Raw genomic sequence first — 13,137 nt, 5'->3', positions numbered from 1 at the left:
CCGCGCATGCGGGAACGAGACTGACAGATTGCCGCGGAAGCGACGGATAACGCCGTCAGCACGCGACAATCGCGACCGCCTGTCCCTCCGCAACGACGTCGTCGAGCTTGATGAGAAGCGATGTGATCGTGCCGCTTGCAGGCGAGAGCACCGGTATTTCCATCTTCATTGCTTCGACGATTACAATTTCATCGCCATCCGCAATGGTTCCTCCAACTTGCACGGGAGTTGCGCAGACGCGCCCGGCGACCTCCGTGACGATCTTAATTTCTGGCATGCCATCCCTTTTTGTTGTCGTCGCAAAATGCCTGAGGTAGCGTCGTCTGCAAGTGGAATTTAATTCCGCAGAGCGGAACAACGGTAGGGAACACATGGGACGACGATCGGAGCGGTTGAGTAGGCAAGGCGTGCTCGCTGGCGATGCCGGTGAGGGTGATGTCATCCAGGTGGTCTCGCGCGCGTTCGACGTGTTGCGATGCTTCGAGGGCCACGAGGCAAGGCTCGGCAATCTCGAGATTTCAAATCGCTGCGGCCTGCCGCGCTCGACGGTGTCGCGGCTCACGCATACGCTGACGCGGATGGGCCAGCTCGTCTATCTGCCGCGCGATCAGAAATATCGCATCGGCCCGAGCGCGGTTGCGATGAGCGCTTCGATGATGAAGGGCGCGCAGCTGCGCAGCATGATCCGCCAGCGGCTCCAGGAAGTCGCCGAGCAGCTGCCGGGCACGGTGGGATTCGTCGTGCCCGACCGCTTTCATCTGGTCTATCTCCAGTTCGCACGCTCGCCCTCTGCGCTGGGCCTGCATGAAGGCACCGGCAGTCGCATCTCGATGGCCTCGACCGCCGCGGGCGCGGCCTACACCGCAGCGCTGGCGCCGGAGATCGGCGATGCCTTTATCGCGGACTTCGAACGGGAGGCGCCCGAGGCCGCGAAGATCCTGAAGCCCCGCATCGAGGCCAACCGGCAGATGTTGCGAGAGCGCGGCTATGTCGTGGCCTGCGGCTTGTGGAGCCCGCACATCAACGGCCTCGCGGTGCCGATCTGGTCGCCGCAGTACCAGACCTTCGTGGTCATCACGATCGGCCTGCTCTCGGCGATGTATGACGAGCAGCGTCTGCATGACGAAGTCGCGCCGCTGATGCTTACGCTCGGTCGCTCGCTCGGCAGCCTGATGGAAGGCTCCGAGGGCGATGCCTTCGCCAACCGTATCCCGCGTAAACCGGTCGCAATGGCCGTGCATAACAATAACAAGCCGATCCATTCGGAGGGAGTGAATGAACTGGAAGCCGGAACTCGACGAGCTCGCCCGGCGCGAAGCCTTCGCGCGGGAGATGGGCGGCGTTGACAAGGTCAAGCGACAGCATGACCAGGGCCGGCTGACTGTTCGGGAGCGTATCGACAAGCTGATTGATCGCGGAAGCTTCCATGAGATCGGTGCCGTCTCCGGCATCGGTGAGTACGATTCCAGCGGCGATTTGAAAAAGCTCACGCCGGCGAATTGCGTGTTCGGCCGCGCGCGCGTTGATGGCCGCACAATGGTCGTGGTCGGCGACGATTTTACGGTCCGCGGCGGCTCGGCGGATGCGTCCATTTCCGCGAAGCCGCTGATGGCGGAGGAGATGGCGCACGACTTCCGCCTGCCGATCGTCCGCATCATCGAGGGCTCCGGCGGCGGCGGCTCGGTCAAGACCATCGAGACCAAGGGCGCGGCGAATCTGCCTGGAGGCATCGGCGGCACGCGCTGGTATCGGTTCACGACGGAGAATTTGTCGCGCGTGCCGGTGGTCGCACTCGGCCTCGGCTCGGTCGCAGGCCTTGGCGCCGCGCGGCTTGCCGCCAGCCACTATTCCATCATGACACGGAAGTCCGCGATGTTCGTCGCGGGGCCGCCGGTGGTGAAGGCGCTCGGGCAGGACCTCTCGAAGGACGAGCTCGGCGGCGCCGACATCCAGACCCGCGCCGGCGCGGTCGATCATGCCGTCGACACGGAAGAAGAGGCCTTTGCCTGCGCGCGGCGTTTCCTGTCTTATCTGCCGTCGTCGGTCTACGAGCTGCCGCCGACCTTGCCCTGCACCGACAATCCGGAGCGGAGCGAAGAGGCGCTGATGAATGCGGTGCCGCGCAACCGCAAGCAGGTCTACAAGATGCGCCCGATCATCGAGTCCGTCGTGGACAAGGGCTCGTTCTTTGAGGTCGGCAAGAATTTCGGCAAGCCCATCATCGTCGGTCTGGCGCGGCTCGAGGGCAGGGCGGTGCTGGTGCTCGCCAGCGACAGCTTTCACTATGGCGGCTCCTGGACTGCGGATGCCTGCCAGAAGGTGGTGCGCTGGGTCGACTTCGCCGAGACCTTCCATCTGCCGGTCGTCTATCTCATGGATTGCCCGGGCTTCATGATCGGCCTCGATGCCGAGAAGGCGGCGACCATCCGCCACGGCGTTCGTGCCATGGCTGCTGTGAACCAGACCACCGTGCCCTGGTGCACCGTGATCCTGCGCAACGCGTTTGGCGTTGCGGGTGTCGTGCATCAGCCGGCCGACCGCTTCTCGATCCGCTACGCTTGGCCGTCGGCCTATTGGGGCTCGCTGCCGCTCGAAGGCGGCATCGAGGCCGCCTATCGCGCCGACATCGACGCGGCCGAGGACAAGGCGGAGAAGCTGAAGGAGATCGAGGCGCGCCTCAACAAGCTGCGCTCTCCGTTCCGTTCGGCCGAAAAGTTCTGGGTCGAGGAGATCATCGATCCCCGGAAGACGAGGTCGCTGCTGTGCGAGTTCGCGCGCCTCGCCGAGCCGCTGCGAAAGCCGGGGCCGCCGGAGAACTTTTCGATCAGGCCTTGATATTGGCCATCGCTGCCGCGCGACAATCCTGTCGCGGCTGCGATGGCGTGACCTCAAAACAATTACGCGCTACGTTCCCCGAACAAGAGCAAGAGGACGCGCCAATCGTGTATGACTTCATTATCGTGGGCGGCGGCTCGGCGGGGTCCGTGCTGGCCCACCGGCTCTCCGCGAAGAGTGCCAACAAGGTCCTGCTGTGCGAAGCCGGCCAGGACACGCCGCCCGGTAACGAGCCGGCCGAGATCAGGGACAGCTATCCGGGCACGGCCTATTTCGATCCGCGCTTCCACTGGACCGAGCTCAAGGTCACGACGCAGGTCGTCAGCCACAACAACCCACACGTGGGCCGGCCTCCCTTGCGCAAATACGAGCAAGCGCGCGTGCTCGGCGGCGGCTCGTCGATCAACGGCCAGATGGCCAACCGCGGCGCCCCCACCGATTACGACGAATGGGACGCGCGCGGCGCCGAAGGGTGGACCTGGAACGACGTGCTGCCCTTCTTCAAGAAAGTCGAGCGCGACCTCGATTTCGACGGACCGTACCATGGCAAGGATGGCCGGATCCCGGTCCGCCGCATCCCCAGGGAGCACTGGACGCGGCATTCGCAGGCGTTCGCCGATGCTTTCCAGCAGGCCGGCCACCGATTCCTGCCGGACCAGAACGGCGAGTTCGTCGACGGCTTCTTCCCCGTGACGCATTCGAACCAGGCCGAACAACGCGTCTCCGCCGCGATGGGCTATCTCGATCGCGACACGCGCCAGCGCGCCAATCTCACCATCTCCACCAACACGCAAGTGCGCGAGCTGCTGTTCGAGGGCACGCGCTGCGTCGGCGTCAAAGCGATGGTTGACGGACGCGAGCAGGAATTCCGCGGACGCGAGATCATTCTGTCCAGCGGCGCCATCCATTCGCCGGCGCATCTGTTGCGCGCCGGGATCGGGCCGGTCGGCCACCTCAAGGATCTCGGCATTCCTGTGCTGATGGGACTGCCGGGCGTCGGCCAGCGCCTGATGGATCATCCCTCGATCTCGCTGTCGTCCTTTGTCCGCCGCGGCGCGCGCATGAACGAGCACACCAGGCGCCACATGCAGCTGGGGCTGCGCTATTCCTCCGATCTCGCAGGCGTGCCGAAGGGCGACATGTTCGTCGTCCTGCTCTCCAAGTCGGCCTGGCATGCGGTCGGCGAGCAGATCGGCTCGCTGCTGACCTTCGTCAACAAGACCTATTCCGAGACCGGACAGGTCAAGCTCGCCTCGCGCGATCCGTCGGCAGAGCCGATCGTCGAGTTCAACCTGTTGTCCGACCGGCGCGATCTCGAGCGCCTGATGAGCGGCTTCCGCAAGATGGCGGCGGTGCAGATGAGCGACGTGGTCAAGGCGGTGACGGACAAGCCGTTCCCGGCCGCCTATACGGACAAGGTCCGCAAGATCGGCGTGGTCAACACCAAGAACAGGATCTTGACCAAGATCGCCGCGACGCTGATGGACGGGCCGGCGGCGCTGCGCCACTACATGATCGACAATTTCGTGGTCGAAGGTTTCACCTTCGATCAGGTGATGAACGACGACGACGCGCTGGAGGCCTTCGTGCGCAAGGCGACGATCGGCGTGTGGCACGCCTCCTGCTCATGCCGCATGGGCCGCGCCGACGATCCGATGGCGGTGGTCGACAATCAGGGCCGCGTCAAGGGCATCCAGGGCCTGCGCGTCGTCGACGCCTCGATCTTTCCGGTGGTGCCATGCGCCAACACCAACTTTCCCGTGTTGATGTCGGCGGAGAAGATCGCAGCAGCGATGATGCAGTGAATAGCGGCGTCGCGCCGATCAGGGGCAGCGCAGTGACGAGGAGAGCTTGCCGCAAAATCCACGACGAATACGAACCGGACTTGATTGCATGCGGTGCGTTGGACCCGCCGAGCGTTCATTCGTTCTCTGCGAGTTAATCATTTCGGGCGCTATTTGTAGGCTATGATGATTGCAGACAGCGTCGCGCAGATGCAGCCATTTTCAGCCGCTCTTTAGGCCCATTTCAGCCAAACTGTTATTGGTTTCTCGTTGCCTGGGGCAGGACCACTCTATTTTGGAGTCCTGCAATGTACAGGCTAGTAATTTCTGCGTACCTCTTCGTTGCCTTGAGCTCTATCCCTTCGGAAGCGCGACCTTATCGCATTCATCATGCTTCCGAATGCAATGTCACCATGCCCTGCGACTTCTCGTATTCGCAGATGCAGCGCGAGCGGACTTCCAGGTCCTCACTAACTTCCAGATACTCACTAGCTTCCAGATCCTCACTGAATTCCACGCCGTCACTGCAAGCGTACCGCTCGACGCAGCTGACAGTGACTGACGCAGGGGGCGCCGCCACGCCGGCGACCGTCTCCGGTGTTTCCGGGGCTCGCGTTGTCGGCGGTCGTCCGGCAGGCTGCCCTTCGTCCTTCTGCGGCTGCGGCGCGGCTCTGCGCGTGTTCGGTCGTATCGTGCCGGAATTGAATCTTGCGGCCAATTGGCTGCGCTTTCCGCGGACATCACCCGCGCCGGGAATGGTTGCTGCGCGCCGAGGACACGTTTTCGTTCTGGAGCAGCACCTCGGAGGCGATGTCTGGATGGCCTATGACGCCAACTCGGGCGGACACGCTACGCGAATCCACGCACGTTCATTGCGAGGGTACGCGATCGTGAATCCGCGCGGCGGTTCGGCGGCTTGAGGGTCGCGGACACCACTCTCGACAAGACCGCGGACAGGTCGCAACTTCGTTGCGACCTGCCCAGCTCGATCGATCGTTGACGCGGGGCGCAGCGTCGGTCACAGCCGCAGCACCTTGCCGGGATTCATGATGTTCTGCGGATCGAGCGCGCGCTTGATGGTTCGCATGATGTCGAGCTCGGTCTTCGAGCGGTAATGGCTGAGCTCGTCGAGCTTGTCGATGCCGATGCCGTGTTCCGCCGAGATCGAGCCGCCCATCGAGGTGACGAGATCGTTCACGGCCCGCGTGATGGCGCCCTTGTATTGGGTCAGCGTCTGCTGATCCATGCCGGTCGGCCCCATGAACGAAAAATGCAGATTGCCATCGCCGATGTGTCCCAAAGGATAGGGCCGGATGGTCGGGAGAATGTCGAGCACCGCCGTGGTGCCCTTGGCGATGAACTCCGGAATCCCTGAGATCGCCACCGACACATCGAAGCTGAGCCCCGGACCCTCGGCCCGGGAGGCCTCGGCGACACTTTCGCGGATGCGCCACATGTTGCGCGATTGACTGACCGTGTGGGCGATCACCGCATCGAGCACGCGGCCGGCCTCGAGTTGATCGGCGAGAAACTGCTCCATTTTCCCGGACATGCCCTCAGTGCCGTCCTGGCGCGCCCGCGAGGACGACCATTCCAGCAGCAGGTACCACGGCGTGTCGGCCTTGAGAGGATCCTGGGTGCCGGGAATATGGCGCAGCACCATGTCGATCGCGCTGCGGCTCATCAGCTCGCAAGAGCCGACATTGTCTCCGGATGCCGCGTGCGCTTCCGACAGGATCTCAAGGGCCGCGCGTGGATCGCGGATCGCCAGCCATGATGTAGAGACGTCCTTCGGCGCCGGCCACAGCTTGAGCACGGCCTTGGTGATGATGCCCAGCGTGCCTTCGGCGCCCATGAAGAGGTGCTTGAGGTCATAGCCGGTGTTGTCCTTCTTGAGCGCGCGCAATCCGTCCCAGACCTCGCCGCTCGGCAGCACCACCTCGAGCCCCAGCACGAGATTGCGGGCATTGCCATAGCGCAGCACCTGCACGCCGCCGGCGTTGGTCGACAGATTGCCGCCGATCATGCACGAGCCCTGGGCGCCGAGGCTGAGCGGCAAGAACCTGTCGTGCCGGCTTGCCGTCTCCTGAAGCGTCTGCAGCACGCAGCCGGCCTCGACCGTCATCGCGTAGCCGACGGGATCGACGTCCAGCACGCGGTTCATGCGGCCGAGCGACAACACGATGCCGGTGTGCGCAGGCCAGGGCGTCGCCCCACCCATCAGGCCGGTGTTGCCGCCCTGCGGCACGATGGCGACGCCGTGCTCATGGCAAAGCCGGACCACCTTCGCGACCTCCTCGGTGCTGCCAGGACGGACGACGGCGCCGGCACCGCCAACCAGCAATCCCCGCCAATCCGTCACGAACGGTTGCTTGCCGTGCTCATCTTCGATGAGGCCCTTGTCACCCACGATCGCGCGCAACGCATCGCGCATCTCGGCAGTCAAGGGAGCGGTTGGAATAGCGGGTTCGGACGACGGGAAGGCAGCCGGCATTTTCGTTTCCCCTGGCGCATCTTGGTGTGCACTGCGCACGTGACGTGCCCGGGTATTGTCCACGTTTGGCGCGGGGAGTCTAACGGCAAGATGTCTCGAACTGCAGCCGGCGACGAAGGCGGTCCGCGGGAGATCTGAGCCTTGCGAGGAAGAGGGTTGATTTGACAAGACGATCGGTCTAATAAACCTTCATGAACAGAGCAGCCTCGGTATCAGAGCCGCGCCGACGGGGCCGTCCTCCCAGGGACCAGTCGCAGCCGAATGCGCCGCGCGCGCGTCTGTTGCGCACGGGCGTTGCGATTCTGACCGAAAAGGGATTCAGCGCCGTCGGCGTCGAGGAGATCCTGGACTCCGCGGACGTGCCGAAGGGTTCGTTCTATCACTACTTCGGCAGCAAGGAGGCTTTCGGCCTCGAGCTGATCGATGCCTACGCCGCCTATTTCGCCCGCAAGCTGGATCGATGGTTCGACGATGCAGCGCGGGCTCCGCTGGACCGCCTGCGCGATTTCATCGCGGACGCGCGGTCGGGCATGGCTTGCTACGGCTATCGGCGTGGCTGTCTCGTCGGCAATCTCGGGCAGGAGATGGGGGCGCTGCCGGAGCCGTTCCGAAAGCGCCTCGCTGCCGTTCTCAGGGATTGGGAAGCCCGGACCGCCCGCTGCCTCCAAGCGGCGCAGCAGGCGGGCCACATTCCGGAAGACGCCGATTGCGACAGCCTCGCGCATTTCTTCTGGATCGGCTGGGAGGGCGCGGTGCTGCGGGCGAAGCTGGAAAGACGCCCCGACGCGCTCGACGTCTTCGCGCGAGGATTTCTCGCGATGATCCAGGCCAAGGAACGCGTGATCGTACCAACTTCCATCGACGAGTACCGAGGATAATGCCATGACCCAGGCACTTGCAGTCAGCCGCTTCCCTGTCCCTGATCTGGCCGACATGCCAGAGGACATCCGCGCCCGCATCGTCGCCGTCCAGGAGAAGTCCGGCTTCATTCCGAACGTCTTTCTCGTGCTGGCGCACCGGCCGGACGAGTTTCGCGCGTTCTTTGCCTATCACGACGCACTGATGGACAAGCCCGGCAACCTCAGCAAGGCCGAGCGGGAAATGATCGTGGTTGCGACCAGCAACCTCAATCAATGCCAGTATTGCGTTATCGCGCATGGCGCGATCCTGCGCATCCGCGCCAAGGATCCGCTGATTGCCGATCAGGTCGCGGTCAACTACCGCAAGGCGGATATCACCGACCGGCAGAAGGCGATGCTCGATTTCGCCGTGCGCGTTTCGACCGAGGCCTACAAGGTTTCCGAATCCGATTTCGCCACGCTGAAATCGCACGGGTTCACGGAAGACGACATCTGGGACATTGCCGCGATCTCGGCCTTCTTCGGTCTCTCCAACCGGCTTGCCAACGTCACCAGCATGCGTCCGAACCCGGAATTCTATAACATGGGACGCGGCTGATCGGGCTGACTGACCTGTTCGGCAAGCACGCTCGTCCGCGGACATGGAGAACGGACATGGAGCTCTCATCCCAGCAGCTGGCGCTGAAGGAGAGGGCTGCTGCGCTCTCCAACGAGACGATCCGCAAACGTGCCCCCGACATCGACCGGTCGCGTGAATATCCATGGGACGTCGTCGAGGCGCTGAAGGCCGAGCGCTTCATGGGAATGACCATTCCGCCGGAATATGGCGGCCAGGGTCGGAGCTTCCTCGACACGGTGCTGGTCATCGAGGAGATCGCCCGGTCCTGCACCGTGTCTGCGCGGATCGTGGTCGAGGCCAACATGGGCGCCATCTCGACCGTGATGGCCTACGGCACCGACGCGCAGAAAAAGCGCGCTGCCGATCTCGTCCTGGATGGCGACAAGCCGGCCATCTGCATCACCGAGCCCGACGCGGGCAGCGATGCGAGCGGAATGACGACGCGAGCCGACAAGCGCGGCAACCGCTATGTGCTCAACGGCAAGAAGCACTGGATCACCGGCGCCGGAGTGTCTCGTCTCCATTTGATCTTTGCGCGCGTGTTCGACGAGAGCGGCGAGGAGCTGGGCGTCGGCGGCTTCCTGGCGGTGCGCGGCGAGGCGGAAGGGCTCCGCGTCAGCAAGCGTGAGACGACGATGGGGCTGTGCGGCATGCCCGAGGGCGAGCTCGTGTTCGAGGACCTCGAGATCACGCCGGACATGGTGCTGCTGCCGCCCTCAGGCTTCAAGCGCGGCTTCGCCGACCTCATCAATGCCTACAACAGCCAGCGCGTCGGCGCCGGCACGGTTGCCATGGGGATTGCGGCCGGCGCACTGGAGCACGCCATCGCATGGGCCAAGACGCGCGAGCAGTTCGGCCGGCCGATCGGCGAATTTCAGGGGCTGCACTGGATGCTCGCCGATATGCAGACGCAACTGACCGCATCGCGCCTGATGCTGCACGCGGCGGCGGCTTCACGGGGGCCGGGCGGCAGCGCATTCCCCGATCCCATGCTTGCCGCTCAGGCGAAGATCTTCGCCTCGGAAGCCGCCATCAAGATCGTCAACGACGCGCTGCAGGTGTTCGGTGCCCGCGGCTATTCGCGCGACTTTCCGCTCGAACGGATGGCGCGCGATGTCCGCATGTTCACGATCGGCGGCGGCACGGCCCAGGTGCTGCGCACATTGGTTGCCAGCAAGGTCCTGGGCTGGAAGCTGCCGCAGACGCGCGATGGCTACGTCGTGTCAAGGGACCTTGCGGCAAAGGACTAGGGCGCTATCGTGCGCGACGCGGCGGGTTGATGGGAACCCGAGGGAGAGGTGAAGAGATGACAGACTTCGTAACGCCGCGAGAGATGGCGGAGATGATACCCTCCGGGTGCAAGCTCGGCCTGGCGCCGGACGACTACGCCGCGGCCCCCGGATTGGTCCGGATGCTGATCGATCGCGGCATTCGCGATCTCCATGTGGTCTGCGCACCGATCGGCGGCATGCAGGTCGATATGCTGATCGGCGCCGGCGCCGTGGCGACGCTGGAGACGAGCGCCGTCAGTCTCGGCGAAGCGGGCGGCGCGCCTTGTTTCAGCCGGGCTGTGCGCGACGGATCCATTCGCCTGCGTGATGCCACTTGTCCGGCGGTGTTCGCAGGGTTAACGGCCGCGGAGAAGGGGGTGCCCTTCATGCCGATCCGCGGCATCATCGGCAGCGACGTCCTGGAGAAGCGCGACGATTGGAAGGTGACGTCCAATCCGTTCGATGACGCTGAGAAGATCGTCGTGGTCTCGGCGATCCAGCCCGACATCGCCTTGTTTCACGCGCCTGAAGCGGACCGGTTCGGCAACGTCAGGCTTGGGCGCCGGCGCGAAACAATGCTGCTGGCCCACGCGTCGAAGAAGGCCTTCGTGACCGTCGAGCGAATCTCCGAAGTGTCGCTGCTCGACGACGAGAACATGGCCGCGGGCGTGCTGCCCGCGATCTATGTGAGCGCGGTGGCCCAGCTCGAGAAGGGTGGATGGCCGACCGGGCTCTACGCCGAATATCCCAGGGACGGGCAGGAAATCGAGAAATACGCGCGGGCGGCGCGCTCGCCGGAAGGCTTCCAGGCCTACGTTCGGGACCTGGGGAGCGCGGCATGAGCGAGGCGTGCACCAGCCGTGAGTTGATGATCTACACGATCTCGCGGCTGCTGAAAGGCGTGCGGCATGTTGCGGTCGGTCAATCCTCGCCGATGCCGGCGGCGGGAGCGATGCTGTTGCGTGCGCTCAACCAGCGTGACGGGCTGGAGCGCGTGCAGGTCTCGATCCTCGGGTCGGTCAAGCACAATTCCTTCACCGGCGGTGCCGAGGAGCTGTTCGATTGCGCCGCGCAGGGACGTCTCGACGCCTTCTTTCTCGGTGGCGGCCAGATCGACGGCCGGGGCAACGTCAACCTTGTCGGCACCGGCGACTATCCGAACAATCCGGTCAGATGGCCCGGCTCATTCGGCTCCGCCTATCTGTATTTCCTGGTGCCGCGGGTCATTCTGTTCCGTGAGGAGCACAGCTTGCGATCCCTGGTGGAGCGCGTGGACTTCGTCTCTGCGCCTGGAGTTACCGACGAGACGGTCTATCGGCGAGGCGGTCCTCATGCGCTGCTGACCAATGCGGCGTTGTTTTCCTTCGACCGAGAGGCGGGACGTTTTCGCCTCGAGAGCACGCATCCGGGATATGGTTGGCGCGACATTCGAGGCACGACGGGCTTCTCGTATGACAACGAGCAATGCGAGGTCACGACGCCCTTGCCGGACGAGGCGACGTTGTCCTTGATCCGGGGCCGAATTCGCGAGGAGCTGCGCGAGTGCTATCCGCAGTTCGCGGGCAATATGCCCGGTCCGGGGTGAGGCGGGTTTCGTTCCGATCTGCCGCGACTCTCTCCCGCTTGCAGGCAGGGCAAGCGCATTTGGCGACTTCTCTGTGGCCATCCTTCGAGACGCCCGCCGTTGGCGGGCCCTCAGGATGAGGACGGAGTGTGCGGCAGCACTCTCAACGAGCTCCGATGCCGCTTAGCCTCATCCTGAGGAGACCGCTGAAAGCGGTCGTCTCGAAGGGAGAGGCGCGCGCTCAGGTCGCCAAGTACCAAAATGCGATTGCGGCAACGTTCGGACAATCTCTGCAACGTTTCTAAACATCTTCGACAACTTCCCGCGACTGTTCGGGCGTAGAACGCGCTCGGACTTTTCAGATCGGGATTGATGGAATGTCATTGAAGATTTCGGCGGCGCGCATGGGCATCGGCGCGGTCTGCCTCGTGCTTGGCGGCGTCAGCCCATTGTGCGCAGAGCCGGTGTTCGACAGCCTGGCCGGTGCCTGGTCGGGCATCGGCACCATGAAGCCGTCGGACGGTCCGCGAGAGAAGGTTCGCTGCAAGGTGGCGTACAACGTGACCAGGCCGGGGCGGTCGTTGACACTCGACCTGCGCTGCGCGAGCGATGCGTACAAGATGGTCCTGTCCGCGAACATCGAGCAGAGCGGGACGGAGCTTTCCGGCAACTGGTTCGAGAGCGAGTACCGGCAGGGCGGCAAGGTCTACGGCACCAACAAGGACGGCCTCATCGAGGCGCGAATAGAGGGAAATACGGTGGCCGCGCTGGTGACGATCCAGACCAGGAGCAACCATCAGTCCTTCCTGATGGAGGCACCGGGCTCCTGGATGGCGGAAGTCGCGATCGAATTGAACAAGGATGTGAAGTAGCCAAACACTAAATCAAAGCGCGATGACGATTCATCCTGATCTCATCGCGCCTTTAGTGGATGATCTGGTTCAGAAAGCCCTTCGCTCGTTCCGTGCGAGGGGCCCGAAAGAAGGTTTCCGGATCTGCCTCCTCGACGATGCTTCCGCGATCCATGAAGACCACACGGTCGGCAACCTCGCGGGCGAAGCCCATCTCGTGTGTCACGCAGACCATGGTCATTCCGTCCCGCGCCAACTCGACCATGGTGTCCAGCACTTCCTTGACCATCTCGGGATCGAGCGCGGATGTCGGTTCGTCGAACAGCATGATCTTGGGCTGCATGCACAGCGCTCGGGCGATGGCAACGCGTTGCTGCTGGCCGCCTGACAATTGTGCAGGATATTTGTCCGCCTGATCCTGAATGCGAACCTTCCGCAGCAAGCTCAGGGCGCGATCGCGGGCTTCTGCTTGCGAAATGCCGCGAACCTTCATCGGGGCCAGCATGCAGTTCTCGGCGACCGTGAGGTGCGGAAACAGGTTGAAACTCTGAAACACCATCCCGGTTTCGCAGCGCACGCTGTTGATGTCGGCGAGGCGGTTGCTCAGTTCGGTGCCGTCCACGATGATCCGGCCTCCGTCGTGCTTCTCGATATGGTTGATGCAGCGGATCAGCGTCGACTTGCCGGAGCCCGAAGGTCCGCACAGCACGATCTTCTCGCCTTTGCCGACCCTGAGATTGACGTCGTTCAGCGCGGTGAATGCGCCGAACCGCTTCACCAAGCTCTCGACGACGACGATCGCACCGGGCTGTGCGGCATTGCTGGAGGTCTCTCGATGCATGTTCGTCTCCCGGACTAG

Annotated in this window: 12 protein-coding genes; 9 read left to right on the top strand and 3 right to left on the bottom strand. The window is 63.8% G+C overall.

What is annotated here, in order from left to right; translation table 11 throughout:
* Nucleotides 1-55: 55 nt before the first annotated feature.
* Nucleotides 56-277: an acetyl-CoA carboxylase biotin carboxyl carrier protein subunit gene (locus tag GGD67_RS03075; protein WP_179730816.1), complete on the bottom strand. Its 222-nt coding sequence runs from the start codon at nt 275-277 to the stop codon at nt 56-58.
* A gap of 94 nt (nt 278-371) precedes the next feature.
* Here GGD67_RS03075 and GGD67_RS03070 point away from each other — a divergent pair, with 94 nt between their 5' ends.
* From GGD67_RS03070 to GGD67_RS03060, 3 genes are all read left to right on the top strand, one after another.
* Complete coding sequence (locus GGD67_RS03070; RefSeq protein WP_092252623.1) at nt 372-1,346, top strand: IclR family transcriptional regulator; 975 nt, start codon at nt 372-374, stop codon at nt 1,344-1,346.
* Complete coding sequence (locus GGD67_RS03065; protein ID WP_179730815.1) at nt 1,276-2,835, top strand: acyl-CoA carboxylase subunit beta; 1,560 nt, start codon at nt 1,276-1,278, stop codon at nt 2,833-2,835. The genes GGD67_RS03070 and GGD67_RS03065 overlap by 71 nt, the downstream gene beginning before the upstream one ends.
* 107 nt (nt 2,836-2,942) lie before the next feature.
* Entirely contained in the window at nt 2,943-4,640 is a 1,698-nt protein-coding gene (locus tag GGD67_RS03060; RefSeq protein ID WP_179730814.1) for a GMC oxidoreductase, read from the top strand.
* 997 nt (nt 4,641-5,637) lie between these two features.
* Here the strand turns inward: GGD67_RS03060 and GGD67_RS03055 are convergent.
* Nucleotides 5,638-7,113: an FAD-binding oxidoreductase gene (locus GGD67_RS03055; RefSeq protein ID WP_179730813.1), complete on the bottom strand. Its 1,476-nt coding sequence runs from the start codon at nt 7,111-7,113 to the stop codon at nt 5,638-5,640.
* Between the two features lie 191 nt (nt 7,114-7,304).
* Here GGD67_RS03055 and GGD67_RS03050 point away from each other — a divergent pair, with 191 nt between their 5' ends.
* The 6 genes from GGD67_RS03050 (at nt 7,305) to GGD67_RS03025 (ending at nt 12,299) form a co-directional block, all read left to right on the top strand.
* The gene (locus tag GGD67_RS03050) at nt 7,305-7,991 is read left to right on the top strand and encodes a TetR/AcrR family transcriptional regulator (RefSeq protein ID WP_179730812.1); all 687 of its coding nucleotides are present in this window, start codon (nt 7,305-7,307) and stop codon (nt 7,989-7,991) included.
* Between the two features lie 4 nt (nt 7,992-7,995).
* The gene (locus GGD67_RS03045; RefSeq protein ID WP_179730811.1) at nt 7,996-8,571 is read left to right on the top strand and encodes a peroxidase-related enzyme; all 576 of its coding nucleotides are present in this window, start codon (nt 7,996-7,998) and stop codon (nt 8,569-8,571) included.
* A 56-nt stretch (nt 8,572-8,627) separates the two neighbouring features.
* Nucleotides 8,628-9,842: a 3-sulfinopropanoyl-CoA desulfinase gene (gene acdA, locus GGD67_RS03040; RefSeq protein ID WP_179730810.1), complete on the top strand. Its 1,215-nt coding sequence runs from the start codon at nt 8,628-8,630 to the stop codon at nt 9,840-9,842.
* A 56-nt stretch (nt 9,843-9,898) separates the two neighbouring features.
* Nucleotides 9,899-10,705 carry a CoA transferase subunit A gene (locus GGD67_RS03035; protein ID WP_210286294.1) on the top strand — a complete coding sequence of 269 codons (807 nt, stop codon included), beginning with the start codon at nt 9,899-9,901 and terminating at the stop codon, nt 10,703-10,705.
* Nucleotides 10,702-11,448: a CoA-transferase gene (locus tag GGD67_RS03030; protein ID WP_179730808.1), complete on the top strand. Its 747-nt coding sequence runs from the start codon at nt 10,702-10,704 to the stop codon at nt 11,446-11,448. The genes GGD67_RS03035 and GGD67_RS03030 overlap by 4 nt, the downstream gene beginning before the upstream one ends.
* Nucleotides 11,449-11,804: 356 nt before the next feature.
* Nucleotides 11,805-12,299, top strand: coding sequence for a hypothetical protein (locus GGD67_RS03025; RefSeq protein ID WP_179730806.1), 495 nt, complete (start codon nt 11,805-11,807; stop codon nt 12,297-12,299).
* Between the two features lie 52 nt (nt 12,300-12,351).
* Here the strand turns inward: GGD67_RS03025 and GGD67_RS03020 are convergent, their stop codons facing one another.
* Nucleotides 12,352-13,119 carry an amino acid ABC transporter ATP-binding protein gene (locus tag GGD67_RS03020; protein WP_210286293.1) on the bottom strand — a complete coding sequence of 256 codons (768 nt, stop codon included), beginning with the start codon at nt 13,117-13,119 and terminating at the stop codon, nt 12,352-12,354.
* Nucleotides 13,120-13,137: the final 18 nt, after the last annotated feature.

This window comes from Bradyrhizobium sp. IAR9 (assembly GCF_013408065.1).
GTDB lineage: Bacteria > Pseudomonadota > Alphaproteobacteria > Rhizobiales > Xanthobacteraceae > Bradyrhizobium.
The sequence above is the reverse complement of the archived record's forward strand: the minus strand, read 5'-3'. Positions and strand labels throughout refer to the sequence as shown.

Excerpts from the sequence above, each read along its gene's own strand:
- GGD67_RS03075 (WP_179730816.1), bottom strand. The coding sequence starts at position 277 with ATGCCAGAAATTAAGATCGTCACGGAGGTCGCCGGGCGCGTCTGCGCA.
- GGD67_RS03070 (WP_092252623.1), top strand. The coding sequence starts at position 372 with ATGGGACGACGATCGGAGCGGTTGAGTAGGCAAGGCGTGCTCGCTGGC.
- GGD67_RS03065 (WP_179730815.1), top strand. The coding sequence starts at position 1,276 with ATGAACTGGAAGCCGGAACTCGACGAGCTCGCCCGGCGCGAAGCCTTC.
- GGD67_RS03055 (WP_179730813.1), bottom strand. The coding sequence starts at position 7,113 with ATGCCGGCTGCCTTCCCGTCGTCCGAACCCGCTATTCCAACCGCTCCC.
- GGD67_RS03050 (WP_179730812.1), top strand. The coding sequence starts at position 7,305 with ATGAACAGAGCAGCCTCGGTATCAGAGCCGCGCCGACGGGGCCGTCCT.
- GGD67_RS03045 (WP_179730811.1), top strand. The coding sequence starts at position 7,996 with ATGACCCAGGCACTTGCAGTCAGCCGCTTCCCTGTCCCTGATCTGGCC.
- acdA (WP_179730810.1), top strand. The coding sequence starts at position 8,628 with ATGGAGCTCTCATCCCAGCAGCTGGCGCTGAAGGAGAGGGCTGCTGCG.
- GGD67_RS03035 (WP_210286294.1), top strand. The coding sequence starts at position 9,899 with ATGACAGACTTCGTAACGCCGCGAGAGATGGCGGAGATGATACCCTCC.
- GGD67_RS03030 (WP_179730808.1), top strand. The coding sequence starts at position 10,702 with ATGAGCGAGGCGTGCACCAGCCGTGAGTTGATGATCTACACGATCTCG.
- GGD67_RS03025 (WP_179730806.1), top strand. The coding sequence starts at position 11,805 with ATGTCATTGAAGATTTCGGCGGCGCGCATGGGCATCGGCGCGGTCTGC.
- GGD67_RS03020 (WP_210286293.1), bottom strand. The coding sequence starts at position 13,119 with ATGCATCGAGAGACCTCCAGCAATGCCGCACAGCCCGGTGCGATCGTC.